The following is a 26,790-nucleotide window of genomic DNA, read 5'->3' on the forward strand; positions in this document are numbered from 1 at the left end:
TAATACTCACCAAATTATATATAGACTTATTGATACACAATTTTTTAACACAACGAAATTACAAGCATAAGATTATAATTAACCACAATTAGAACTTTTTTTTATATCTTTTCCAAAATTTTTAAACTTAATCTCGATCATAAATTTATTCCCTATGAAAAAAACACTTTATGCCATAGCCGTTATATTTCTTTTAGGATTATTTGCCAGTTCGTGTGCAGTTGACAAAAAATGCCCTGCATATACTAAGGCAGATACAAGCAATACACTAAAAAAAGCTTAATCCTAAGAAAAAATCTCATAAAAATGAGATTTTTTTTTGCTTATGAAGCACAATTGCAATCGTTTTAATCTACTTTATCAATTTGATTTAGTGTTTATTAAACAAGAATCCTCCAATGAAAATATCTTGTTTTTTTTTCATTTTTTCTATACAAAATATTTTTAAAATACATACTTTTGCCATTGAGAAACAAAGGGTTTATAAATTAAAATTTATACACAATGTCAAAGATTAAAATTGGTATCAACGGATTTGGCCGTATCGGACGTTTCGTATTCCGTCAGGCTGTTGCAAAAGGAAACATCGAAGTAGTTGCTATTAACGACCTTATCGACGTAGATTACATGGCTTACATGTTAAAGTACGATTCAACTCACGGAAGATTCAACGGTGAAGTTGAGGTTAAAGATGGTCAATTAGTAGTTAACGGTAACGTTGTTCGTGTTACTGCAGAAAGAAATCCAGCTGATATTAACTGGGGTGCTGTAGAAGCTGAGTACGTTGTAGAATCTACTGGTCTTTTCTTGACTAAAGAAACTGCTCAAGGTCACATCGACGGTGGTGCTAAGAAAGTTGTAATGTCTGCTCCATCAAAAGATGATACTCCAATGTTCGTTATGGGTGTTAACAACAAAGAATACACTAACGACATGACTTTCGTTTCTAATGCTTCTTGTACTACTAACTGTTTAGCTCCTGTAGCAAAAGTATTAAACGACAAGTTCGGAATTATCGAAGGTTTAATGACTACTGTTCACGCAACTACTGCTACTCAGAAAACTGTTGACGGTCCTTCTATGAAAGACTGGAGAGGTGGACGTGGTGCTGGTCAGAACATCATCCCTTCATCAACTGGTGCTGCAAAAGCTGTAGGTAAAGTAATTCCTGCTTTGAACGGTAAGTTGACTGGTATGTCATTCCGTGTTCCAACTCCAGACGTATCTGTTGTTGACTTAACTGTTCGTTTAGAAAACGAAACTACTTACGAAGCTATCTGTGCTGCAATGAAAGAAGCATCAGAAGGTGAATTAGCTGGTGTATTAGGATATACTGAAGATGCTGTTGTATCTAACGACTTCGTTGGTGACGCAAGAACTTCTATTTTCGATGCTGGTGCTGGTATTCAGTTATCTCCTACTTTCGTTAAAGTTGTATCTTGGTACGATAACGAAATGGGTTACTCTACTAAAGTATGCGAATTAATCGAATACATGGATTCAGTAAAATAATCCATACAAAATATAAGATTAAAAGACTCCGATTTTCGGGGTCTTTTTTTTTGAACATATATGATATAAAACACATAATTCTGCGAACAACGTAATCAGAAAAACCATATGTTTGCTCTGTAAATAGAGAAATAATTCGCTATTATAAAAACTGAAATTACACTTAAACAACAATTTCAAAAAGAAAATGTTAGAACAGTACCTAAAACATGAAGAGGCAAGGAATACCAAAGGAATTCCAGCCTTACCCTTGAATGCTGAGCAAACTCAAGATTTATGCGACCTATTGCAAAATCCTATTCAAGGAAAAGAAGATTTTTTACTTCACCTTTTTACTGAAAGAATTGCACCTGGTGTTGATGATTCAACTAAAGTTAAAGCTGAATTCTTAGGTCAAATTCTTAAAAACGAAGTGTCAACTCCATTAATTGACAAGAAAAAAGCGATTGAAATTCTTGGAACAATGATGGGAGGCTACAATGTTCAGGTATTGGTAGAAGCATTGCAAAACGAAGAATTAGCTACGGATGCTGCTGAAGCACTTAAAGGCATTATTCTTGTTTACGATGCTTTCGAAACAGTAGCTGAGCTATCTAAAACCAATGCTGCTGCCAAAAGCGTAATCGAATCTTGGGCAAATGCAGAATGGTTTACTTCTCGTGAAGAATTACCAGAAGAAATCAAATTGAAGGTTTACAAGGTAGAAGGTGAAATCAACACTGATGATTTTTCTCCTGCATCTCAAGCATTTACTCGTCCTGATATTCCATTGCACGCATTGGCTATGGGAGCTGGTCGTTTCGAGGATGGTATCGAAACTATCGCTGGATGGAGAAAAGAAGGTCACAAAGTTGCTTTCGTAGGTGACGTTGTTGGAACTGGTTCTTCTCGTAAATCTGCTGCTAACTCATTGCTATGGCACATTGGTGAAGATATCCCATGCGTTCCTAACAAACGTACTGCAGGTGTTGTAATTGGTGGTGCTATCGCTCCAATTTTCTATAATACTACACAGGATTCAGGTGGATTACCAATCACAACTGATGTTTCTGTATTAAATACTGGTGATGAAATCATCATCAATAACGTAAAAGGTGAAATTACTCGCAATGGTGAAGTTGTTTCAACTTATACTTTAGCTCCTGATACTTTAACAGATGAGTACAGAGCAGGTGGTCGTATTCCATTGATTATTGGTAAAGCATTAACTGAAAAGTCACGTGCTTTATTGGGAATGCCTGCTTCTGATATTTTCAAAGTAGCAAACAATCCACAGCCAAAGCCTAACCAAGGTTATACTATGGCTCAGAAAATGGTTGGAAAAGCTTGTGGTGTAGAAGGTGTATTGCCTGGTACTTCATGTGCTCCAAAAATGACAACTGTAGGTTCTCAGGACACTACTGGTCCTATGACTCGTGATGAAATTAAAGAGTTGGCATGTTTGAAGTTCGAAGCACCAATGTTCATGCAGTCTTTCTGTCACACTGCTGCTTATCCTAAAGCAACAGACGTGGCAATGCACAAATCAATGCCTAAGTTCATGGCAGACCGTAAAGGGGTACCATTGAAGCAAGGTGATGGTGTAATTCACTCATGGTTGAACCGTTTATTGGTTCCTGATACTGTTGGTACAGGTGGTGACTCTCACACTCGTTTCCCATTGGGTATTTCATTCCCAGCTGGTTCTGGTTTGGTTGCTTTTGCTGGTGCATTAGGTTTCATGCCATTGGATATGCCTGAGTCAGTATTAATCAAATTTAAAGGTAAGCTAAACCCAGGTATCACTTTACGTGATGTGGTAAATGCTATCCCATATTTTGCAATTCAGAACGGACAATTAACTGTTCCTAAGAAAAATAAAATCAACATTTTCAACGGTAAGATTATTGAGATGGAAGGTCTTGAAGACATTACTGTTGAGCAAGCATTCGAGTTAACTGATGCTACTGCTGAGCGTTCTGCTGCTGCAGGTTGCATCAAGTTATCAAAAGAACGTGTTATTGAGTACGTAAAATCTAACGTAGCCTTGATGGAATCAATGATCAAGATGGGTTACGAAGATCCTCAAACTATTCAAAACCGTATTGATGCTTGTAACAACTGGTTGGCAAACCCAGAATTAATCGAGAGAGATGAAAATGCAGAATACGCTGCTACTATCGAAATCGATCTTTCTGAAATCACTGAGCCAATCTTATGTTGTCCAAACGATCCGGATGATGTAAAATTACTTTCTGAAGTTGCCAATACTGAAATTCAGGATGTATTCATTGGTTCTTGTATGACTAACATTGGTCACTTCCGTGCTTGTGAAAAAGTATGGCAAGGATTGACACCATCCGATAAGGTGAGAACATATATGGCTCCTCCAACTCGTATGGACGCAGCTGTATTGAAAGAAGAAGCTACTTTCTCTACTTTCTCTCAGTTAGGTGTTCGTATCGAAACTCCAGGATGTTCACTATGTATGGGTAACCAGTTGCGTGTACCAAACAACGTAAATGTTTATTCTACTTCAACTCGAAACTTCAACAACCGTATGGGTACAGGAGCTCAGGTTTACCTTGGATCTGCTGAACTTGGTGCTGTAGTTTCAGTAATGGGTAAATTACCTACTCCGGCTGAATATATGGAAGTATATAAGGAGAAAATCCAGGAACACGAAGCTGAAGTATATAAATACATGCAGTTCGATGAAATGGATATGGAGGATGCTCTTTACCAAAGAAGAGATCAATAATCCATTCTTAATTCTATTTAAAGCCGATGTATTTAACATCGGCTTTTTTTTATATGAAATTTTTACTAATTTCGATAACTACTTACTAACCAAACCACAAAACAATGAAAAAAATTCAAATCATTTTGCTTTTCCTATGCCTATCAAGCATTGGACTAGCGCAAGTTTCGACTAGAGATGCAAGGCTTCTTCAGGATAAAATTAGAGAGGTATATGATGCTAACATCCTAAACGGTTCAAATCCAAATTATGAAGTTTATCTTGATGATTGGAAATCTGGAATCATATATTCTAAACTTATTACACATTCAACATTAGCTCCTCTAAGGTATTTTGTATACAATAAAGAATTTCATCTGATCAACAATTTAAAAGACACTGTTGTTTTAAATAAGTTTGCCCAAATTGACTCTATTATTGTTTCTGATAAAAAATTTATATATACAAGTTACAACTTATCAGGAAAAACTAAAGCGGATTATTTCCAAGAATTAGCATATGGTAAACTAAGACTATTAAAACATTACAAATGTATTTTCGTCAAAGGAAACGAAAGACTTGCAACCGGATATCACACAAATAAACCCAACTCGTATAAAATAGATTCAAAACTATATTATCAGGAGGTTGGCAAACCCGCGGTACTATTACCATCTAAAAAGAATGAAATTTTAACTTTATTCGACAAACCTGAAATCGTTAAATTCATAAAAGAAAATAAACTTAAATTGAAAAAAGAAAAGCATCTTAAAAAGCTATTTCATTATTATAATACACATTAAAAATTATATCATTTATTGAATGTGGTATAAATTCATTCAATGGCTAGAAAAGCTACAATTCCCATGTACATTTAAAAAGCACATGGGAATTTCTTGTCCAGGCTGTGGTTTTCAATCTGCTTTAATAGAATTGTTAAAAGGTAACATCTGTGAATCTATTCTAATCTACCCTGCACTAATTCCTATTCTTGTCACAATCCTTCTCTTCTTTATTAAGCTAAAAATAAGTTCAAAACTAATTTCCATTACATTAAGATCTTCTTTCTTTTTAAGTATCATTCTCATACTTTCCAACTACATTATTAAACTGATTTTCTCGAGCTAACCTCCTTCTATTCCCACTTAAAGGATATTAAATAATTCCATACAATTCTTATATTTGCATCGATTCAAAAATAGACCAACAAAGGTCTTGTAAGCTACAAATATCAATATGAAGATTCAGGAAAGAATTAGCGCATTTGTTGAACTAGGTAAGTTCTTAAAGCAATTTTCAGAGGAAGAAACGCAAATAGCAAAGCACGAGTTAAATACTCGATACTTTGAAGAATTTAAGGAATTACTAAACCGAGTTTCAATCGAAAACTTATGGTTCACTCCTAATCATGTTCGATCTTCTATAATTGGTATCTGTCAATTTTTAAATAAAAAGAACCTGAATCAATGGCTTGAAAAATACAAGGTTTCTAAAAATAACACCAATAAAAGTGTTGCAGTAATTATGGCAGGAAACATTCCAATGGTTGGTTTTCATGATATGCTTTCAGTATTAATTTCTGGTCACATCTTCATTGGAAAACTATCTACCAAAGACAATCAATTGCTTGATTTCATTTCGAAACTATTAATCAGTTTAAATCCAGAATTTGAAAAACTTATCAATTTTCAATCTGGACAACTAAACGGTGAAAGCAGCTTCGATGCAATTATAGCAACCGGAAGTAACAATTCGGCCAGATACTTTGATGCTTATTTTTCAAAATATCCTAATATTATTAGAAGAAACAGAAACTCTATTGCGGTAATATCTGGAAGCGAAACTGAAGAAGAAATTAAAGCATTAGGTAACGATATCTTTCTTTATTTTGGTTTAGGATGTAGAAATGTGTCAAAGCTATATATCCCTAAGGGTTACGATATTACTAATTTATTTAAACTTTGGGAAGATTATAAACACATCATCGATAATAGCAAATACGCTAACAACTACGATTATCAGCGATCGCTACTATTAATGAACAAAATTCAACATTACGACAATGGATTTTTGCTTCTCCAGGAGAATAAAGAAGTTGCATCGCCTGTAGGTGTTGTTTACTTTGAATATTATTCCGAACTTCATGATATCGAACGAAAACTAAAGCTTGATTCTGAGTTGATTCAATGTGTCGTTGCTTCGGATTTAGATAATACCATTCCTTTTGGAAAAGCTCAGGAGCCTCAATTATGGGACTATGCTGATAATGTAGATACAATGCAATTTTTAACAAATTTATAAGAGAACTTACACAATGATATACAGATTTAAAATAACATCTACCGAGGTTGAAGATTTTGAGAGAGAGATAGAGATTGGACATGAACAAACATGGTTGGATATGCACAATGCAATTCAAGAATCTGTTGGATTCGATAGTTCTCAGATGGCCTCGTTTTACCAAATAGGTGCAGATGGACAAAGAGGTTTGGAAATTGCATTGTTTGAAATGAATACTGAAGATGATGATAACATGAATGTAGTTGCAATGGATGTTGCTATGATTCGTGAGTTCTCATCAAAAGAAAATCCTGACTTAATTTACGTATTCGACTTTTTCTCTGACCGACATTTTAACGTTGAATTAATTGAAAAAGGAATTTCAAAATCCACTTCTGATTACCCTAAGTGCATTGTTTCAAAAGGAGAAGCTCCACAACAAATAATGATGGATGCAGAAAATTTTGCCGGTCTAGATTTAGGCAGCATGGATACTGACACAAAAAAAGAAGCTCCTAAAACAGCCGACGATTACCTTGCTGACTTTGATGATAATTTCAATGAAGGTCCTGAATTTGAAAACCTTGATGATTACGAAGATATCCTGTAATCAATGACTAATTTTTAATGAATAATGAGTAATGTCTTTCGGTTTGATAACAAAGACTTTACTCATTATTTGTTGGTTGATACTCTATACACCAATTCTCATTTTTTTATACTATGTCAAAAAAGCTAATTGTTATTCTTGGCCCAACCGGAGTAGGTAAAACTGATTTAAGCATCAATATTGCCAAGCATTTTAACACCGAAATATCTTCATCTGATAGCAGACAAGTATATCGCGAAATGCGTATTGGCACAGCAGTTCCCGAACCTGAGCAACTAGCAGCTGTAAAGCATCATTTTATTCACACTCATTCTATTCACGATTATTTTAGCTCATGGGAGTGCGAAAAACAAACATTGGCCTTGCTCGAAGATCTTTTTCAAGAAAAAGATCAGGTTTTATTGGTTGGAGGCAGCATGATGTATATCGATGCTGTATGCAATGGTATTGATGATATTCCCACAATTGATCCTGATTTACGCAAAGAAGTTTTCGAAACATACGAAAAAGAAGGCTTGGAGTATATTCGAATGCAATTGAAACAACTCGATCCTGTTTTTTACAATCAAGTTGATTTAAAGAATGCCAAAAGAGTAATCCACGCGGTTGAAATTTGTCTGATGTCAGGCAAACCTTATTCTGAATTGAGAACCAATTCGAAAAAACAAAGGGACTTTGATATCGTTAAAATTGGATTAAATCGTGATCGTGAAGAACTTTACGATAGAATTAATCGAAGAGTAGATATCATGATTGAAGAAGGATTAATTGAAGAGGCAAAATCGGTTTTTGAATTCCGCCATTACAACTCGCTAAATACGGTTGGATACAAAGAGTTGTTTGAACACTTCGAAGGAAAAATAAATCTAGACAAAGCCATTGAGCTAATCAAACGCAACTCCAGAAGATATGCCAAACGTCAACTTTCATGGTTTAGAAGAGATGATGAAATCAGGTGGTTCCATCCTGATCAGGAAGAAGATATTATCAAATACTTAGAACAACAAGTTTAAAGTCGATTTCAAAATAAATGAAGAGTTCTTTTATTGACCTTTTGTGCTTGTAGAATGATATTTTAAGCTTATTTATCTATGCATTAAGGTCTCAGCTAGATATGCATCGGTTACTTATAAAAGTATTTAGGTTCCAAACCTAAATACATCAATAAACATCCGAACTTTTAAGTTCCCAACCTAAAAATATCAATCCGGAACCTTAATGCATAGATAAAAGACTTAAATAGCGAAATAAAACTCCTAATAAAACCCTTTCCCAAATACACCAAATTCATCCTTGCCTAGCACCTTGTGCTTCCAAACTGCATCCATAAATCCAATTCCGTAAGCAAAAATCTGCACATAGCTTGCCGCCAATGCTTTTATGCTAATTTTTATGGATTTGTTTTTGGTTAAAGCATCAGCAAAAACAAGAAATGTATACAAGAGTATCGGAAAGGCAAAAACCTGATGCAAGATTAAACCTAAAAGCAATGAGCCTATTGTTCCCAAAACAAAAAGAGATGGAAACAAAAAGAAAATCTTAAAGGTTTCAGGATAATGTTTTGAAATGATGTAGCGAGTTTTTCCAAATCCAAAAACCTGCTTGTAAAATTTCTTAAAAGAGATTCTTCTTTTGTGAAACACATAAACATCGCTTACCAATCGAGTTTCGAAACCACGTTTAATTACTTCAATGGCAAACACCATATCTTCACCTGGATGCATTGTAGTAACAGGGAATCCTCCTGTATTTTCGTAAACTGCTTTCGAAAATCCCAGGTTAAAACTTCTAGGGTGAAATTTATGCACCTGCTTCTTTCCTCCCCTAATTCCACCAGTAGTAAAAAAGGAAGTCATGGCATACGAAACCGCTTTCTGAAAATCAGAAAAATCATCCATAGCTCCATCAGGTCCGCCATAACAATCAACAAAATTTTCAGTTAATTCTTTATGGATGGTTTCCATATAATGAGCAGGCAGAATACAGTCAGAATCAAAAAACAAGAAGTAGTTCCCTTTTGCTTTGGCCAAACCATAATTTCTCCCAATGCTAGGACCTTGGTTCTCTTTGTAATAGTATGAGATATTAATTTGATCAGAATATGATTTACAAAGCTCTTCCGATTTTATGGAAGAACCGTCTTCAACCACAACCAATTCAAATTCTTTATAAGTTTGAACAACCAAACTATCAAGTAATTCTTTCATTTCATCCGGTCGATTGTATACCGGAACTATAATTGAAAATTGAATATCAGAATTCATTCTATAATTTTTGATTGAAGTAGAAAATTTCATCAATAGGTAATCGATGCCTCTCGGCTACATCGGAAGGAAATTTTTTAGAATATTTGCTTTCACTAACTGCAAATCCGGCTTTTTGTAATCGATTTATATAATCTAAACCATACAAACGAACATGGTCCTTTTGGCGATACAATCTTTCCCTCTCCTTTGGATCGGTAACCGAAGAATCCTCTTCTGTTTTAGGATTCTCAGTGTCCATTGGCACTTGAAGAATCGCAAATCCATTTGGTTTTAGAATTCTAAACAACTCACTCATGGCTTTTGAGTCGCTATCTACATGTTCTAGGACATGGTTACAAATCACTACATCAAAAGTGTTCTCATCAAATGGAATTTCTTGCACATCGAAATGAACATCGGCAATTGGAGATTCCAAATCGCCTGTTGTATAGTTTAGATTCGATAGTTCTTTAAATCTTTTATAGAAACACTGCTCTGGCGCAATGTGCAAAACCCTTAAGTTCTTACTAAAAAAATCAGTTTCATTTTTAAGATACAACCACATTAATCGGTGTCGTTCCAAGGATAAACATTTTGGACACAAACAATTGTCTCTTCCTGTTTCTTTGGTATATCCGTATGGTAAAAACTTCCTAAACTTACCTCCACAAACCGGACATTCAACTTTATTTCCAATTAAAAAAACAGCAATAATTCTATTAATTAATAAACTGAGCCGAATTAAAAACGGACGAGGAAATATTTGTAGTAGTAATCTTATAACTCCTTTTATCATGGATTGTTCGCTATAATTTATGGCTCAAAAGATTTGAATGAGAATTAATTTATTATTCAAAACTTATAATTGCTTTTATATTTCTTTTTCGATTTGGTATGTATTTCTTTCCGACGAACTACGGCTAACCAATTCGGCAACAAAGCCCGTTAAAAACAGTTGAGTACCAATAATCATGGTAGCCAATGCAATGTAAAAATAAGGGCTATCTGTCACTAGCGGAGCTTTAATCCCTTGACTGATACTGTAGATTTTTTGGAATCCAATCCAAGCTGACGCAAAGAATCCAACAAAAAACATGAGTGTACCCAACAAACCAAAAAAATGCATTGGTTTTTTACCAAACTTGCTAATGAATGTGATTGATAGCAGATCAAGAAATCCATTGATGAAACGATTTAACCCGAATTTGGTAATTCCATATTTTCGTTCCTGATGCTGTACAATCTTCTCTGTAATTCTAACAAAACCAGCCTGTTTTGCAAGTATCGGAATATATCTATGCATCTCTCCATACACCTCTATACTCTTAATTACTTTGTTCTTGTAGGCTTTTAGTCCACAATTAAAATCGTGTAATTTAATACCCGACATGGCACGAGCTGTTCTATTGAAAAACTTACTAGGAATGGTTTTTGAAATTGGATCGTATCTTTTTTGTTTCCATCCCGACACCAAATCAAAATCTTCTTCCTTTATCATGCGATACAATTCCGGAATTTCATCAGGAGAATCTTGCAAATCTGCATCCATGGTAATTACAACATCACCTTGTGCTAGTTCAAATCCGCTAAAAAGTGCTGCCGATTTTCCGTAATTTCTACGAAATTTGATTCCACGTACTGCCGAATATTTCTTCTGTAACTTCTCAATTACCTCCCACGAGCTATCATTACTTCCATCATCGACCATAATAACCTCATGGCTGAAATTACTTTGAGTCATTACTCTATCAATCCATGCCACCAATTCGGGAATCGATTCGTCCTCGTTAAACAAAGGAACTACTACTGAAATATCCATACCTTGTATTTATTGATTTTTTGAATCGTTAAATTTATCAATAGGACTGTTATTAAACAAATTTCTCTTTTGTCTAAAGAAGAATGCCACTATTAATGAAAAGAAAACTCCAGCCATAACTTTTCCTAACCACTGACTGAACGCAAAAATACCAGGTGTAATTTTCCTGTAAATTGACATTAACAATTCTACCTGATCATCATCATAACCAATCTCCACAAGCCCCTTCTCGGTAAAGTCAACAGCTTCCTGTAATATTCCGCCATCAAAATAGCTTGTTAGGATATATATATACATGGCATAAAAGAATGAAGCTACAGCAATCATTAAAGTACCAGCAATAAAAGCGCGGCCATACGAAATAACACCAAATAGTACCTCATCACGATATTTTCTTACTCCAAAATAGATACCAAGAATAATCAGGCCTCTGTTTATAAACAAAAGCGTAGGATTGTAATTAATAGAAACACCTTTCCAATAAAACGTTAATGATGCCAATATTAATACGGCTCCCACTAAAGACCCAAATAAAAATGAGTGCTTAAATAAAGTTTTGTAGTACATTTTAATTCTTTTGTGATTTTTCGAACACAAAGATATCCGTTTTTACGGTAATGTATCGCTTAAAAAAGTTTAATTATTACATTCCGAAACAGCCGTTTTTACAGCAAGAGTAGAAAATTGAAAATTTATTGACATTTTTTTGAGAAATTATTTCTCTGAAAATAAAACCCTTGCTGCATTCCATGAAAAATTTGTAAGAAGAAGTTCCATATTTTATTTGCGGGGAAACAACTTTTTTCTACTTTTGTCGTCGGGTAAGCACTACGCGACCAGCTCCTACTGAATCCCCCCAGGGTCGGAAGGCAGCAAGGGTAAGTGGTTGTAGCGGTGCGACGTTTTTGCTTACCCACTTTTTTTATGCCTTTTAGGTTTTAAAAATGCCGATGTAGCTCAGCTGGCTAGAGCAGCTGATTTGTAATCAGCAGGTCGTGGGTTCGAGTCCCTCCACCGGCTCATCAAAAACTAAAAAGAAAGTTTAACGACTTTCTTTCGTTCTTTAAAATATTTTTGCAAGTAGCAATTGCCGATGTAGCTCAGCTGGCTAGAGCAGCTGATTTGTAATCAGCAGGTCGTGGGTTCGAGTCCCTCCACCGGCTCCTATACTTGGTTAATCCTAAGTTTTAATTGTTACTTTGCCGTTGTAGCTCAGGGGTAGAGCGCTTCCTTGGTAAGGAAGAGGTCACGAGTTCAAATCTCGTCAATGGCTCAATAAATTCGCCGATGTAGCTCAGCTGGCTAGAGCAGCTGATTTGTAATCAGCAGGTCGTGGGTTCGAGTCCCTCCATCGGCTCTATTAAAACAAAAAGAAAGTTTAACCGCTTTCTTTCGTTCTTCAAAATATTTTTGCAATATGCAATTGCCGATGTAGCTCAGCTGGCTAGAGCAGCTGATTTGTAATCAGCAGGTCGTGGGTTCGAGTCCCTCCATCGGCTCTATTTTTTATCTTACCAACTTTATTTTCGAATCAAATCGATACGAAATTATTTCACCTCTTATTTTATTATTTGTTTAAACCTAGTATGACTTTGTTCTTCATAAGAATTTAGTGTATTTTCGTTTTCGACTTAAAAACAAACTAAAAATCGTAAAATGAAGTTTTTTATTGACACAGCTAATCTTGATCAGATTAAAGAAGCACAAAATTTAGGAGTTCTTGACGGCGTAACTACCAACCCTTCTCTTATGGCTAAAGAAGGAATAAAAGGAGAAAAAAACATCAAACAACACTATGTTGATATTTGCGATATAGTTGATGGAGATGTTAGTGCAGAGGTTATAGCAACTGAATTTGATGGAATGATTTCTGAAGGAGAAGAATTAGCAGCATTACATCCTCAAATAGTTGTTAAAGTTCCTTGCACTAAGGATGGTATAAAAGCTGTAAAATACCTAAGCTCAAAAGGAATTCGCACAAATTGTACTTTAATTTTCTCGGTAGGACAAGCATTACTAGCTGCAAAAGCTGGTGCAACTTATGTTTCTCCTTTCGTTGGAAGACTTGATGATATCTCAACCGATGGTATTGAATTAATTCGTCAAATTGCTGATATGAATAATTACTATGGTTTTGAAACGCAAGTTTTAGCAGCTTCCATTCGCCATACGATGCATATTATACAGTGTGTTGAAGCTGGAGCTGATGTGGCAACATGTCCGTTAAATGCAATTACAGGTCTTTTAAAGCACCCTTTAACTGATAAAGGCTTAGAACAATTCTTAGCTGACTACAATAAATTAAACAGCTAATATTGTTCAAATGAAATAATCAAGGGAGTGCGTTAGCACTCCTTTCTTCTTTTATACATATTGCAATTATATGCTTTGGACTGAAAATAAATAAGCTAGCAGAGGATTGTGAATAAATAGAAACTTATATCTTTAAATCCCGAAATAACCCTTAACCACTACAAGATGCTTTTAAAATTGTATCCGGACAATCCCAATCACAGGGAATTTCGGAAAATAGTTGATGTACTTAAAGATGGTGGAATAATTATTTATCCCACAGACACTGTATATGCTATTGGATGTGATATCACTAACAACAAAGCAATACAGCGAATAGCCAAATTAAAAGGAACTACTCCCGAGAAAGGAAACTTTTCTCTTATCTGTAATAACCTTAGTAATTTATCGGAGTACGCGAAGGTTGATAATTCTTCATTTAAAATAATGAAGAAAAACTTACCGGGAGCATTTACATTTATTCTTCCTGCTAGTAACAATGTCCCAAAATTATTTAAAAGCAAAAAGAAGACGGTAGGAATTAGAGTTCCTGATCATTACATTCCACTGAGAATTGTAGAAGAATTAGGGAACCCTATCATGACTACCTCCATTCACGATCCAGATGAAGTAATCGAATACACTACAGATCCTGAACTAATCGATGAAAAATATAAAAAAGACGTAGACCTGATAATCGATGGAGGGTATGGAAACAATACTGCTTCAACAATTATAGATTGTACGAACGGAGAGTTTGAAATCATCAGGCCTGGGATTGGGGAGCTTATTTTTTAATTTGATATAAAATACAAAATGCCGACAAGAATAATCTTGCCGGCATTTTTTATACAAACCTATGAAATTATGCTACTTTTCCTGAAGATTTTAGTAAGCTTACTCTCAAAACGATATGTCCTCCTGGTCTATTTCCAATAAATTCAGGATAATATCCAGCATTTTCAAAATCCGTTTTAACCAAACGGATCAATTCGGTTGCTACATTTTCAAAATGATGAGTTACTACCATTTTCCCCTTACTAAAACTTTTTTCAAATTTGGTCAATACTTTATTTGACTCTTTTTTATACTTCTCAATTTCTTTTTCAATAAGATGATTATACTTTTCTATGTTCTCCATGAGTTGAATTAAAGATTGTTTAAAATGTATAGAAGATTCTATTTTGTAAATATAATGACATTATTTACGAAATAATTTTTAAAATGTTGTATTTTCGTGATTAATATTTACTTTTTAATGACAAAAGAAAAACATCAATTGATTTACAGCATTCTATAATACCTAACAATCACAGGTCATTTTATCAATTTTATAAAGAGCAAATTCTATATGCTAGTATTGAAGATGTTTGGGACATATATTTCCTGACCAATCAACCTAAAAGAAATCACCCAAAAATATATGGGTTTCGATATAACTTCCGATTTAATCAATGAAAAAATATATCCAGGTATGATTATTAGCTACAAAGTAAGTCCTATTTTAGGCATTAAAAACCACTTGGGTAACAGAAATAACTCAAGTACGTGACATAGATGAACAACGTATTGGGCCCTATTCCACTTGGCACCTCCAACATATTACTGAACAGCTAGTTACTGAAGTTATTATAATAAAATATTATATCCTGCAACCTCCTCTTGGATTTTTTGGAGCAATTACCAATAATTTATTTATAGAATCTAACTTGAATGAAATATTCGAATATCGAAGAAAAGTTTTAGATCTTAGATTTAATGCTTCCAAAATGCAGGAGAAAATAGTACCAACACAGTAAACAGCTCTAATCTTCCCAACATCATCAGGAATGCAAGGAACCATTTTGCCAAATCAGGTAAGTTGTGAAAGTTTTCCATTGGACCAATTTCTCCAAAACCAGGTCCAATATTACCTAAAGTTGTAGCTACAGCACTAAATGCAGAATAAATATCGGGAGTCCAAAAAGACATTAAAACTGCCGACATCATAAATATCAAAATATAGAAAACAAAGAAGGCTAAAATATTGGTAACAGTCCTTTGATCAACAACTTTAGAATTGTATCGTATAGGAATTACAGCATTGGGATGAACCAACCTCTTTAATTCGTAAAAACTATTTTTAAATAGCAATAAAATACGAACCACCTTAACTCCCCCACCTGTTGAACCAGCTGATCCGCCAACAAAGAATAAAACAAAAATTAGCATGCCCAAAAATGGTGACCAAAGCAGATAATCTGCCGTAGCATATCCTGTTGTTGTAATGATAGAAACTACAGTAAACAATGCATCTCTGAATGCTTGTTCACCTGTTACACTTCCTGCTGCAATTAAACCAAGAGTAATTATAAAGGCAAAAAACAATACAACCAAAGCGTAAAATCTAAATTCTTCATCTTTAAAAACCTTTGTAAACCGCCCTGTTATCATTCCATATGATAAGGTAAAATTGGTACCCGCCACAAACATGAAAAAGATAATTGTATATTGGATATATGGTGATGTATAAAAACCTACACTCGCCTGTTTGGTAGAATATCCTCCTGTAGCCATTGTGGTTAATGAGTGATTTATGGCATCAAAAAAACTCATTCCGCCAGCATACAATAGAATGGTTTCAATTGCAGTAAAAAGCATATACAATCCCCAAAGGTTTCTGGCTGTTTCTTTAATTCTTGGAGTAAGTTTATCGGGTGCAGGCCCAGGCACTTCCGCTACAAATAGCTCACGTCCTCCAATCCCTAGAGTCGGTAGAATGGCAAGGAACATAACAATAATTCCCATTCCTCCCATCCATTGAGTTAGCGACCTCCAAAACAGAATACCATGAGGCAACTCCTCAATATTATTTAATATGGATGAGCCTGTAGTAGTAAAACCAGACATGGTTTCAAAAAAAGCATCTGTTACCGAAGGAATTGCTCCACTAAATAAATAGGGTAAACATCCAAACATGGAAAAAACAACCCAAACTAAACTTACAATGATATATCCTTCTCTCTTACCTAAATCTTTTTGTACACCTTTTGACAATAAATAACTAAATGTTCCTACAGCAAAGGTTACTAATCCTGCTTTCAAAAAGGCAGTAGTGTCATTTCCCTGATAGATTAATGAAACCAATAATGAAATGAAAAGAAAGAAACTTTCGCCAACCAAAAGTTTCCCCAGTATATTTAAGATAATTTTAAATTTAATCACAGAATTTAGGTTGAGATTTTAGTCAAAGATAAATGACTATTACTTGTTATAAAAATTTACTTATTGATTCTTCCAAAAAGCAGGTACAAATATAATTAATAAGGTAAATAACTCTAAACGTCCTAGCAACATTAAAAATGAAAGTACCCATTTTGCTGCATCAGGTAGCATTGCAAAGTTGTCAACTGGTCCAACTTTTCCTAGGCCCGGACCAATTCCTCCCATTGTAGTTGCCACAGCTCCCATAGATGATATGAAGTCCAATCCTAAAAAAGCCAACACAATGGTACTCGCAAAAAATATAGCAAAATACAATACTACAAAAGCTTGTATCTTAAATATGACATCTTTTCCAATTGCCTCTTTATTATAACGAACCGGTATCACCGCTGAGGGATGAATCATCCTTTTAAACTCCAAAATGCTATTTTTAAACAATAGCAAATGACGAAGAATTTTAACTCCTCCTGATGTTGAACCGACACAAGCTCCTGTAAACATTAAACCAAAAATAAGCATCCACAGATAGGAAGGCCAAGCTGTATAATCGGCACTAACGAAACCTGTGCTGGTAATTACTGATACAACCTGAAAAAGTGCATCACGAAACGAATGTTCAAAAGGAGCATGGTTTTTAAGTATTAGAGTTAAAGTAATTATTGCGGTTATCAGAAGAATTAATCCCAAATAAAATTTAAATTCCTGATTTTGAATAAACTTTTTCAGGTTTCCTTTAATCGCAAAATAATGAAGGGTAAAATTTACCCCAGCCAAAAACATAAAAAAGATAATTACATATTGAATGTATGGCGAATACCCCATAATACTATCATTCTTAGTAGAAAAGCCCCCAGATGCTAAAGTCCCAAAAGAATGACAAACTGCATCAAAAAATCCCATATCTCCCAACATCAAGAAGATGATTTCCAATGCGATTAATAGCATGTAAATTCCCCACAATCTTTTGGCAGTTTCTTTAATTCTTGGGTGTAGCTTATCAACTGTAACTCCAGCCGCTTCTGCATTAAACATGGCCATTCCCCCAAATCCAAAAATTGGTAAAATAGCCACGGTTAAAACCAAAATTCCCATTCCTCCTAAAAGGTGGGTAAGTGATCTCCAAAATAAAATACCGTGTGGCAATGATTCAATATCAGTAATTACTGATGCTCCTGTAGTGGTAAAGCCAGATATCGTTTCAAAAAAAGCATTGGTATACGAAGGAACGTATGATCCAATCCAATATGGTAATGCTCCAAATATCGAGAAAAATACCCAAACCAAACTTACCACAAGAAAAGCTTCTCGCTTGTGCATTTCTGGTCTATGGTTTTTCGTTATTAGAAAAAGAATTCCTCCAACTACTAATGTAATAAACGCTGACTTTAAGAAACATCCTAAATCACCTTCACAATAGAAAAACGATATCAGTACACAAAGAATCATAAATATTGATTCGATAAGAGCTAACACTGACATTAAATGAAAAACGTACTTCAAATTCATAGCACCAAGAAAAACCCAACTCTAAAAGGAGATGAGTTATTAACGAAAAAAGAGCTTTTACAAGCTCTTTTAATATCTTATTTAAAAAATTTCTCCACTTTTTTGATGGCTGAAGGTAAAGTAAATACAACCACTTTGTCATCAGCCATGATTTGAGTATCCCCAGTTGCAATAATACTATCATCATCGCGTATGATTCCTCCAATATTGGCATCATCTGGAAAATCTAAATCTTTTAATGCAGCTTTGGTGATTTTTGATCCTTTTTTAGCGGTAAGCTCCATCACCTCAGCTTCAGAAACGGTAAGCCATTTACAATGCTGAACATCAGCATCCATGGTAAAACGATAAATATAACTTGCAGCAAGAAGTTTTTTGTTAATCATGGTTCCTACACCAATATTATCGGCAAGATCAATATAATCAATATTTTCAACTTCAGCAATGGTTCTGCGAACACCCATTTTCTTCGCAAGCAAACAAGCGAGAATATTGGTTTCCGAATTTCCTGTTACTGCAACAAAGGCATCCATTTTATGAATTCCTTCTTCTTTTAGCAATTCCTTATCTCGACCATCCCCATTTATCACCAAAGCATCTTGCAAACTATCTGCTAATTTTAAGCTTTTTTCCTTGTCAATTTCCAGAAGTTTCAGATTCATTTTTCGGCCCAATTCCATGGCAGTCTTTTGTCCAATTCGACTTCCACCAAGAATCATGGCATTCTTTATTTCGTACTTTTGTTTTCCGGCCAAAAGCATCACTTTTTCGATACTTTCAGGCTTACTCACAACAAAGACCAAATCTCCTCTCGAGAATCGATTGTGACCTCTTGGAATAATAGTCATATCCTCACGCTTAATTGCTACAGCACGAAAATCAACATCACTGGTCATTTCAGCCACTTCGGCCATGGTTTTATCCATTATAATAGACTTACTGCTGATCTTGATTCCGTATAACAGAAGTTTTCCGCCTGAGAATTCATACATCTGACGGGTACCTGAGCGAGACAAATAACTTATCACCTCTTTTGCAGCTAGCTTTTCGGGATAAATCAATTCATCAATCCCTAAGCTTTGAAGGTATTCTTTGTTTTCAGGAATTAAATACTCTTGATTATCAATACGTGCAATTGTTTTTATTGCTCCTAATTTCTTGGCAAGAATGGTAGAGGTAATATTGGTAGTTTCGGATTGCGTTACCGCAATAAATAAATCTGCCTTCTTAACACTTGCCTCTTTCAAATCCTTCAAAGAAGAACTAGATCCCACAATGGTCAATAAATCCAGATGAGAATCAACTTCTTTCAATTTTTCTTCATCCTGATCCAATAAAATTATATCATGATCCTGATGACTCAACATCTTCGCCAAATGAGTTCCAACAGCTCCTGCACCGGCAATAACAATCTTCATATCTTTATTCCGTTAACTAATATTTTTGGAAAAATTCGAGGCAAATTAACACAATATCGAGCAATTTCGATAATAAATCGTTAAAAAAAATTAAAAAGCCAAGCTCTCTAAATTACCAAATCAGAATCTAAAATCAAAGGCATTAATTGAATACTATATTTTTATACACTAATACAATTAATCCGAAGACAAATCAACAACAAAAGCTCCTCTATCCTTTATAACAAATAAATTACACACACTATCAACATTAGCATTGTGCAATCGTTGTAAATCATTTTTATATACAGATCCATCAATAACTATTGTAGAATTTATCTGATTTTTTGTTAAAAATTCTGCGTTTTTCAATGCTGATTTTCTCATTAGGATAATATCTGGGTCAAGGCGATTTAATAGTTCAAAAGAAAAATCATTATTCTTTTGAATGATTAATAATTTACTACCTGCAAATTCTCTAAAGTCTACTTCTTTTATGGTATCTGTTTTGAGTTCATAAAGATGATTATGAATTTGATAATTATTAGCCAAGAATTTTTGTTTTGACATTCTCATACCTTTATCACACAAATAACTTACCTGATTTCCATTCCTAAATCCAATTAGAGCATTCCTTCCTGCATTAAAAATGATCAACTCCTGTTTTTTTGATTGAATATGTTTTAAAAGTTCTGGAATCTGAAAAGAGATAAGCAAAATCATTAGACTATATACTGCCATTTTTCTCCGTAAAATCACAATAAAAATCAGACAAATGATTAAAGCATATAACAACACAACTTGAAATGAAGAAAAACTAAGAGAATGAATAACGGCTCCTGGCAATTCCTGTATCCAAACAATAATTTGATTTAATATTTTAATTAGGTGTTGAAGTATCCAACCCAATATGTTTGAAAGTATTTCGACCTGAGACAACATTAGCAACAGAGCAGATAGGTAAATTAATATACCCGCCATTAAGATTACCACATAACCTGACAATAGAAAATAGGAAGGAAACTGATTAAAATAGAAAATTGTTAATGGGAAAGTAGCTATTTGTGCCGCTAATGCAACAGTTGTTAGTTGCCACAGCTTATTCAAAATAGTGTTTCGAATAAAAAGCAATTTGTCAAATTTGGGTTGTAAGAATACAATTCCTGCAACTGCTAAGTATGAGAATTGAAATCCAACAGTGAAAATCAAGTAAGGATTATAGAGCAATAGAAAAAAGGCCGAAGCAGCAAGCGAATTAAAAACTCCACCTTTACGTCTCATTGCCTCGCCAACAACAATAAAACTGAACATGCACGCGGCCCTCATAACTGAAGGTGATAACCCTGTTATTAAAGCATACATCCAGAGAATGATTAAGAGAAGTACACTGCGAATCCATCGTCCATATTTAATTTTTAAAAAGAAACTTAGGAGATAACTCATAACCAAATAAATGATTCCTACGTGCAATCCTGATACCGCTAAAACATGCATTGCTCCGGCATCGGCCCAAGCCTTTCTTAATTCAGGATCAAGGCTTGTTTTATACCCCAAGGTAAGAGCTGCTAAAATATCGAAACTTTCATTTGTAATTCCGTTATCGCGATATATTTGCAAAAGCTGATCTCGCCATTTCCAAGCTAATACACGGATGCTCATTTGATGATCAATGGGAAGCTTAATCCAATTTGTGCTATTTACATAGGAAGAATATAAGATATGACGAGTTTTTAAATAACCCGAATAATTAAATTCATTAGGATTTCCTGCATTTTTAACACGCTCTACATTAGAGTTGATTATTAATTGATCACCAACATTCAATTGATTTACTAAGCTCTCCTTTTTAAAGTATAAAATGATATTAGCAGTTTCTTCGGTAATCAGATTCTTATTTACAGATCCAGTAATTTTTGCAACACACGAAAATGTATTAGCCTTTTCAACGGGATTTTCAATTAATTTCAACTGGTAAGCTTCACATGAGTCTACTTCACTCAAAAACATACTTTCCTGAACAACTTGAGTTCTAAAAACTCCTAAGCTTGTAAATAAGATTACCACTATTAAACCAAACGCAGGTCGCATTTTATATGACTTCTTCAATTTGGGAATCAATACAAAGAATAGCATTAAAGCTAAACCAAAGAAAAGCAGAATAAGAGTCAACTTATTGGAGATCTCAAACAGTTCCGCTGCAAAAATCCCAACTATCAGAAAAAATAGAACTCGAAGAAAAGGATATTGTCGTAGTAGTTCCCGTAAATCCATGTTTACACATTTTATGCTTAATTGAATTTAAGAATTCCTACTCTAAAAAAAAAGTCCTTGCTAAAAACAAGGACTTATCTAACTATTATACAGAGTGCTTACGCACATTAATCTTCTTTATCTAAAGCTAAATGCAATACCTCCGGTAATTGTATTGTATTCCTGAATGGTATAATCACCAAATATCTTAAAGAAGCCTAGATTTAATCTGGTACCTAGAGTTGCACGAACACCGCTTGCATCAAAATCAACCGATACTGGATCTACAACAGTTTCCTTTATAGTTGCACCTGTACCTTCCAAAGTATATTCTAAATCGTAAGAACCTTTGATGTCCACATCCATTTTAGCAGTATTATAACCTACAGCACCGTAAAATTCTATCAATTTTAAATTTACCGATGCAATGGCCTGAAATGTATATGCATTGGTTTTGAATTCCATCATTTGCCCCGAACCATTTAATCCAGAATCTTCCTGAATATCATACTCTGCTGTTAATTGTGTGTATGCAATCAAAGCTGAAATATCAACTGGAGTTTTATCAATCTTCAATATTTTTGATAAACTTTTCTGAAGACCAATACCAAACATTCCAACTTCCAAATCAGAAGATCCTACTTTAGGTAAGTATCTTACTTTTAAATCAGAATTAATTCCTGGAATACCAATACCAACTTGCAGTGTTGCAGATGGAACTGCATTCATTGGTAGATCATCACCAATACCATCTGGCATGGTAAAATTTGTCAACTTAAAATCTCCCATATCGGTTTCAATTCTAGCTGCAAGAGTTGTATTGTTTTCTCCTCCCATCAGAGTTTGAATTTCTGAAGATCCACTTACCAAAGTGATGTTTGAATAATCACTTTCTACAAATTGAAACACCTCATCAGAGCTTGGCACCTGCGCCAAATTAGCAACCAAAGTAATGTCGAACCCAAGCTTTTTGTGAGTTCTGGCTGTTGAATACCAACCGTTATTTAATCCATACATAAAGCCTTTAGATACTGGATTTACGTATTTTTCGGTCAACTTCGAAGCATCCTCGGTTCCTGCTAACAGAAACTGTTCGATATCCTGCGATTTGCCCAGAAATGGTGCAAATAAAATAAGTAGTAGAATCAATTTTTTCATAGTATATAGATTTTAATTAGTGGTTTAAACAATACCTGCTAATACGGAACAATGCAAAAATTGTTTAAATATTATTAATAACATCACAGTTTGTCTGTTCATAAGAACAGATCTAAGTCTATCAATTAAGCCGAATGAGCATTAAAAAACCCTACCGAATTGGTAGGGTGATAATTTATCTTGGAAGTGTAAATTTATATTTTGCCTTAAACTTTCCTTTCGATATTCCAGCAAGTTTTCCTCTTAAAAGTCGCTTCTTAATTGGAGCACAATGATCGGTAAACATGATTCCTTCCAGGTGATCATATTCATGTTGAATTACCCTGGCAGCATAGCCTGAATACTCTTCTTCATGAAATTCCCAATTTTCATCATAGTATTCAATTTTAATGGATTCCGGACGCTTCACATCCTCATTTAAGCCAGGAACACTCAAACATCCTTCTGACATGGCCCATTCTTCACCGGTACGTTCGGTTATTTTCGCATTGATGAACATCTTTTTAAAACCTTCCAATTCTGGTTCTTCTTCAGCAAAGGTTGAACAATCAATCACAAACATTCTAATCGATCGTCCTACTTGTGGAGCTGCAAGACCTACACCATCAGCAAAGTACATGGTTTGCCACATATCTGCTTTAAATTTTTCCAAATCAGGATAATCCTTGTCAATATCTTTGGCAACCTTTCTTAAAACAGGATGACCATAAATCGTAATCGGTAATATCATTTTTATAATCTTATTTACGCTACAAACAATCTAAAACATGTTTCGTTTGGTTTCCATGTACGATTGTAAAATTATTGTGGCACTCACCTTATCAATCATAGCTTTATCCTGACGTTGTTTCTTTTTTAAACCTCCATCAATCATAGTTTGAAAAGCTATTTTTGAAGTAAATCGTTCATCAACCATTTCAACAGGAATATCAGGAAACTTCTTCTTCAATTTTCCTAAAAACGGCTTCAGGTATTTCATCGATTCACTATCCTCGTTATTCAACTGTTTCGGATAACCAACAACGAAAAGCTCTACCTCTTCATTTGTCATGTATTTTTCCAAATAGTCAAGCAAATCCTTGGCAGGCACAGTATCTAATCCATTTGCTATTATTTGCATAGGATCGGTTACTGCCAAACCAACTCTTTTTCTTCCGTAATCAATTGCTAAAATTCGTGCCAACAGATATTATTTATAATAATTTTGAATTGCAAAGATATAAAATCCATTCAGAATTTTATCTGTTCGACAAGATTTGGTGGTATTATTAAAGGATAGGCTTATTTACTCTCTAATTGGAAGATATCATTTAATTCCTGTACCATTTCAACTCTATCTAACTGCAGAGCACAAAATGTATTGTACACAGAAACAAAACAATTATTTCCAAGAATTAATCCTTTCTTCCGAATTTCTTCAGTAATGGTTCCATTTAAAAGTGGAGTTTCACTTATAAGTATAGGAATAATATCAACTTCGTTCTTGTGAATTATATATAAACCAGGACGATTTTTAATCTCATCCAAATTTGAAAAAGGTCCACGAAATGAAAAACGTCCTATCTGAATTGCCATATTACTTTCTTTTAAACAAAAAATCAGGATTGCTCCTGAATTTGAAAGTAAGAATAATAACTTAAACTACTTGTATATAGACCTGTTTTTTATAAAAATTATTCCCAAATGAACAGATAAGCAATAGTATTCTTCTTTTAAATACCTATAGCTATAAATATTATTTATTGCCTCCCAAAAGGCGAATTACCTCTTTCAAGGTCTCATTTTCTGTAGTTAGTTCTTCAATTTTAGGATCGATAGGGTTCTGGACTGTAAGATGATTGCCTAATATCTTAAAAAAGTTAACTTGAAGAATCTCGCTGATTTGAGCCAAGCGATCTGTTTGGATACTGGATTTTTTGAATGTATTGTAGGTAGCATTTAAACTTAGATCAAGTTTTTTGGCCATTGCTGATATGCTTATTTCCTGCTTTTTCATTTCGGATAATATCAGCTCGTTGATTGGGATGTTTTTATTCGAAGTCATATTTAAATGTAAGGAATAATAATTCGTTCTTTAAAGAACATTCCTGAACTTTTATACTTGTACATTACTCTATTGTAGTATTTTTTTGAATACATATACAACTTTTAACCATTATAAGATAATATATTTAGATTATATGGTATTTGATTCTACTTTTACGACTTTTAATCACCTCTAAATAGTTTCACATTACTTTTATATGGCGATATATTGCATCACTAAGGTAGTATAATACATTCTTATGGTGATAGAATACATATACATGGTGGTAGCATCAATTCATTGTTAGGTGGGATTGGGTTAGGGATTGAAGAGGAAACCCCACAGTGTAGCTAAAAACACTTATAAAGTTTATGAATTGGCAAGAACATGTGTTTAGTGTAGAATCGTAGAAAGAGAGTTTTGAACGAGGAGTTGAAACGAAAAGCCCGACCTGAAAGGGACCCCCCTAAAATGATATTAGAAAGGCTGCCTCAATGTGGACAGCCTATGTGATTTTCTATAGCTTAGATTATAAGAAAAACCACAAAACTGATGGTATCAACACTCCAAGCAGTGCCAATTTCCAACCTCTATTCTTAAAGCCATTTCTTCCTTTTGTAATCACCAAGCCTGTGATACATATCAGCAATACACATATGGCAAAAATATCGGAATACCAAACCCAAGCATCACTTGCCGATTTGTGTAAATCGACCATTTGTCCTAAGATTGGACGTGTACGGAAACTTTCAATCTGACCTTCGCCGGTAAATGGATTAATATAAGCATAAGCATTGTCGAAATAGAGATTATATCCACCTCTTCTCCATGCTGTTCCATTCAATTTTAACTCAATGCCTTGAGTTTTTAGAGCTTTTTGAAAAAACTCATCCGAAATAGCGTTTTTATCTTTGGGCAAATCAAATTTCACATCCACGGCATCGTATACATAGTCACGCGGATCCCAGGAATGACGATGATTTAATGCAATTCCAGAAATTGAAAATGCCATTAATAGTCCGGCATAAAAGTAAGAGAAATCTCTGTGCCAGTTTCTAAATTTCAGATTCCAGTTCATATTATAGTATCTTTCTTTAAATTTTACAGATTACAAAGAAATAAAAAAGTACTCTATTCTAAATCATATCTTTTAGTGATTTTTTAATTTAGAAATTGGGTTCATTACTAGTTGGTTTTCTAATTATAATCGATTTACAATTCGATTAAGTCAGCTTTGCCAGACTGGATTTCAAACTTCCATTTGAACACTGCGAAATACATTCAACCAAACTTTGAATCGACAACTGCATACACTTTGAGACAACAACTGCATACACTTTGAGACAACAACTGTATGCACTTTGAGACAACAACTGTATGCACTTTGAGATGCTGAGTGCGGATACTCTTTAAATCTGTAGATAATATTAATATGAATAAAAAAGTAAAAGGCCACCTCAAAAGAGGCACCCTTCTATATATAAATCGATATTTCTATCAGATTATCTCAAGTTTGCTTGAGCAGCAGCTAAGCGTGCGATAGGCACACGGAAAGGAGAACATGAAACGTAATCCAATCCTGTTCTGTGACAGAACTCAACTGATGATGGCTCACCCAACAATGATTGCGCTCACCACAGATACCTACTGTCTGTCATAAATTTCATTTTACCACTCAAGCCGTTTGGCTTTTACTTTTCTCCTTTGATGAGAAAAGTAAACAAAAGAATCAAGTCAATCCGATACTGTTCGGTTCTCCGAATCAACTGTG

Annotated in this window: 26 protein-coding genes, 5 tRNA genes and 1 other RNA gene; 16 read left to right on the top strand and 16 right to left on the bottom strand. The window is 34.4% G+C overall.

Annotation, left to right across the window (positions count from 1 at the left end; translation table 11 throughout):
• The first annotated feature begins 154 nt into the window (after positions 1-154).
• The 8 genes from BXY64_RS21620 to miaA all read left to right on the top strand — a co-directional run bounded on the left by BXY64_RS21620 (position 155) and on the right by miaA (position 8,134).
• Positions 155-283, top strand: a complete 129-nt coding sequence (locus BXY64_RS21620; RefSeq protein ID WP_262509979.1) for a hypothetical protein — start codon at positions 155-157, stop codon at positions 281-283.
• 221 nt (positions 284-504) lie between these two features.
• Positions 505-1,512 carry a type I glyceraldehyde-3-phosphate dehydrogenase gene (gap, locus tag BXY64_RS19390; protein ID WP_110360398.1) on the top strand — a complete coding sequence of 336 codons (1,008 nt, stop codon included), beginning with the start codon at positions 505-507 and terminating at the stop codon, positions 1,510-1,512.
• Positions 1,513-1,699: 187 nt separating this feature from the next.
• Entirely contained in the window at positions 1,700-4,252 is a 2,553-nt protein-coding gene (locus BXY64_RS19395; protein ID WP_120241621.1) for a bifunctional aconitate hydratase 2/2-methylisocitrate dehydratase, read from the top strand.
• Between the two features lie 104 nt (positions 4,253-4,356).
• Positions 4,357-5,034 (top strand): hypothetical protein, encoded by a 678-nt coding sequence (locus BXY64_RS19400; RefSeq protein WP_120241622.1) that lies wholly within the window; start codon positions 4,357-4,359, stop codon positions 5,032-5,034.
• Between the two features lie 19 nt (positions 5,035-5,053).
• Positions 5,054-5,359, top strand: coding sequence for a DUF2752 domain-containing protein (locus tag BXY64_RS21760; RefSeq protein WP_120241623.1), 306 nt, complete (start codon positions 5,054-5,056; stop codon positions 5,357-5,359).
• Positions 5,360-5,467: 108 nt separating this feature from the next.
• A complete protein-coding gene (locus tag BXY64_RS19410; RefSeq protein ID WP_120241624.1) occupies positions 5,468-6,532 on the top strand; it encodes an acyl-CoA reductase in 1,065 nt (354 codons plus the stop codon).
• A 13-nt stretch (positions 6,533-6,545) separates the two neighbouring features.
• A complete protein-coding gene (locus tag BXY64_RS19415; protein ID WP_120241625.1) occupies positions 6,546-7,121 on the top strand; it encodes an IS1096 element passenger TnpR family protein in 576 nt (191 codons plus the stop codon).
• A gap of 113 nt (positions 7,122-7,234) precedes the next feature.
• Entirely contained in the window at positions 7,235-8,134 is a 900-nt protein-coding gene (gene miaA / locus BXY64_RS19420) for a tRNA (adenosine(37)-N6)-dimethylallyltransferase MiaA (protein ID WP_120241626.1), read from the top strand.
• Positions 8,135-8,377: 243 nt separating this feature from the next.
• On the opposite strand, the gene BXY64_RS19425 is transcribed toward miaA, so the two are convergent.
• The 4 genes from BXY64_RS19425 to BXY64_RS19440 all read right to left on the bottom strand — a co-directional run bounded on the left by BXY64_RS19425 (position 8,378) and on the right by BXY64_RS19440 (position 11,753).
• Positions 8,378-9,385, bottom strand: a complete 1,008-nt coding sequence (locus BXY64_RS19425; protein WP_211334555.1) for a glycosyltransferase — start codon at positions 9,383-9,385, stop codon at positions 8,378-8,380.
• 1 nt (position 9,386) lies between these two features.
• Positions 9,387-10,163: a class I SAM-dependent methyltransferase gene (locus BXY64_RS19430; RefSeq protein WP_245996711.1), complete on the bottom strand. Its 777-nt coding sequence runs from the start codon at positions 10,161-10,163 to the stop codon at positions 9,387-9,389.
• Between the two features lie 75 nt (positions 10,164-10,238).
• Positions 10,239-11,186, bottom strand: a complete 948-nt coding sequence (locus BXY64_RS19435; RefSeq protein ID WP_120241627.1) for a glycosyltransferase family 2 protein — start codon at positions 11,184-11,186, stop codon at positions 10,239-10,241.
• A gap of 9 nt (positions 11,187-11,195) precedes the next feature.
• The gene (locus BXY64_RS19440; RefSeq protein WP_120241628.1) at positions 11,196-11,753 is read right to left on the bottom strand and encodes a DUF4199 domain-containing protein; all 558 of its coding nucleotides are present in this window, start codon (positions 11,751-11,753) and stop codon (positions 11,196-11,198) included.
• A gap of 252 nt (positions 11,754-12,005) precedes the next feature.
• On the opposite strand from BXY64_RS19440, the gene ffs reads away from it, so the two are divergent.
• From ffs to BXY64_RS19480, 8 genes are all read left to right on the top strand, one after another.
• Positions 12,006-12,104, top strand: an RNA gene (gene ffs / locus BXY64_RS19445) — signal recognition particle sRNA small type.
• A gap of 28 nt (positions 12,105-12,132) precedes the next feature.
• Positions 12,133-12,206: transfer RNA gene (locus tag BXY64_RS19450), tRNA-Thr, on the top strand.
• A gap of 69 nt (positions 12,207-12,275) precedes the next feature.
• Positions 12,276-12,349, top strand: a tRNA-Thr gene (locus tag BXY64_RS19455).
• 38 nt (positions 12,350-12,387) lie between these two features.
• Positions 12,388-12,459 (top strand) — tRNA-Thr (locus BXY64_RS19460).
• A gap of 10 nt (positions 12,460-12,469) precedes the next feature.
• Positions 12,470-12,543: transfer RNA gene (locus BXY64_RS19465), tRNA-Thr, on the top strand.
• Between the two features lie 68 nt (positions 12,544-12,611).
• A tRNA-Thr gene (locus BXY64_RS19470) sits at positions 12,612-12,685 on the top strand.
• Between the two features lie 157 nt (positions 12,686-12,842).
• Complete coding sequence (gene fsa / locus BXY64_RS19475) at positions 12,843-13,499, top strand: fructose-6-phosphate aldolase (RefSeq protein ID WP_120241629.1); 657 nt, start codon at positions 12,843-12,845, stop codon at positions 13,497-13,499.
• Between the two features lie 165 nt (positions 13,500-13,664).
• Positions 13,665-14,276: an L-threonylcarbamoyladenylate synthase gene (locus tag BXY64_RS19480; RefSeq protein WP_120241630.1), complete on the top strand. Its 612-nt coding sequence runs from the start codon at positions 13,665-13,667 to the stop codon at positions 14,274-14,276.
• 67 nt (positions 14,277-14,343) lie between these two features.
• On the opposite strand, the gene BXY64_RS19485 is transcribed toward BXY64_RS19480, so the two are convergent.
• The 12 genes from BXY64_RS19485 to BXY64_RS21765 all read right to left on the bottom strand — a co-directional run bounded on the left by BXY64_RS19485 (position 14,344) and on the right by BXY64_RS21765 (position 26,641).
• Complete coding sequence (locus BXY64_RS19485; protein ID WP_120241631.1) at positions 14,344-14,619, bottom strand: hypothetical protein; 276 nt, start codon at positions 14,617-14,619, stop codon at positions 14,344-14,346.
• A 614-nt stretch (positions 14,620-15,233) separates the two neighbouring features.
• On the bottom strand, positions 15,234-16,682 hold the full coding sequence (locus BXY64_RS19495; RefSeq protein WP_120241632.1) for a TrkH family potassium uptake protein: 1,449 nt from the start codon (positions 16,680-16,682) through the stop codon (positions 15,234-15,236).
• Positions 16,683-16,742: 60 nt separating this feature from the next.
• A complete protein-coding gene (locus BXY64_RS19500; protein ID WP_211334556.1) occupies positions 16,743-18,128 on the bottom strand; it encodes a TrkH family potassium uptake protein in 1,386 nt (461 codons plus the stop codon).
• 137 nt (positions 18,129-18,265) lie between these two features.
• Positions 18,266-19,606 carry a Trk system potassium transporter TrkA gene (gene trkA, locus BXY64_RS19505; RefSeq protein ID WP_120241634.1) on the bottom strand — a complete coding sequence of 447 codons (1,341 nt, stop codon included), beginning with the start codon at positions 19,604-19,606 and terminating at the stop codon, positions 18,266-18,268.
• 177 nt (positions 19,607-19,783) lie between these two features.
• Positions 19,784-21,856, bottom strand: a complete 2,073-nt coding sequence (locus tag BXY64_RS19510) for a ComEC/Rec2 family competence protein (protein ID WP_120241635.1) — start codon at positions 21,854-21,856, stop codon at positions 19,784-19,786.
• A gap of 117 nt (positions 21,857-21,973) precedes the next feature.
• The gene (locus tag BXY64_RS19515; RefSeq protein WP_120241636.1) at positions 21,974-22,993 is read right to left on the bottom strand and encodes a DUF6588 family protein; all 1,020 of its coding nucleotides are present in this window, start codon (positions 22,991-22,993) and stop codon (positions 21,974-21,976) included.
• 175 nt (positions 22,994-23,168) lie between these two features.
• A complete protein-coding gene (def, locus tag BXY64_RS19520; protein ID WP_120241637.1) occupies positions 23,169-23,723 on the bottom strand; it encodes a peptide deformylase in 555 nt (184 codons plus the stop codon).
• 30 nt (positions 23,724-23,753) lie between these two features.
• Positions 23,754-24,176 carry a Holliday junction resolvase RuvX gene (gene ruvX / locus BXY64_RS19525; protein ID WP_120241638.1) on the bottom strand — a complete coding sequence of 141 codons (423 nt, stop codon included), beginning with the start codon at positions 24,174-24,176 and terminating at the stop codon, positions 23,754-23,756.
• Between the two features lie 98 nt (positions 24,177-24,274).
• Positions 24,275-24,568 (bottom strand): hypothetical protein, encoded by a 294-nt coding sequence (locus BXY64_RS19530; protein WP_120241639.1) that lies wholly within the window; start codon positions 24,566-24,568, stop codon positions 24,275-24,277.
• Between the two features lie 160 nt (positions 24,569-24,728).
• The gene (locus tag BXY64_RS19535; RefSeq protein ID WP_120241640.1) at positions 24,729-25,037 is read right to left on the bottom strand and encodes a hypothetical protein; all 309 of its coding nucleotides are present in this window, start codon (positions 25,035-25,037) and stop codon (positions 24,729-24,731) included.
• A 511-nt stretch (positions 25,038-25,548) separates the two neighbouring features.
• Positions 25,549-26,097 carry a PepSY-associated TM helix domain-containing protein gene (locus tag BXY64_RS19540; protein ID WP_120241641.1) on the bottom strand — a complete coding sequence of 183 codons (549 nt, stop codon included), beginning with the start codon at positions 26,095-26,097 and terminating at the stop codon, positions 25,549-25,551.
• Positions 26,098-26,521: 424 nt separating this feature from the next.
• Positions 26,522-26,641 carry a putative PEP-binding protein gene (locus tag BXY64_RS21765; RefSeq protein ID WP_120241642.1) on the bottom strand — a complete coding sequence of 40 codons (120 nt, stop codon included), beginning with the start codon at positions 26,639-26,641 and terminating at the stop codon, positions 26,522-26,524.
• Positions 26,642-26,790 lie beyond the last annotated feature (149 nt).

This window comes from Marinifilum flexuosum (assembly GCF_003610555.1).
GTDB classification, from domain to species: Bacteria; Bacteroidota; Bacteroidia; order Bacteroidales; family Marinifilaceae; genus Marinifilum; species Marinifilum flexuosum.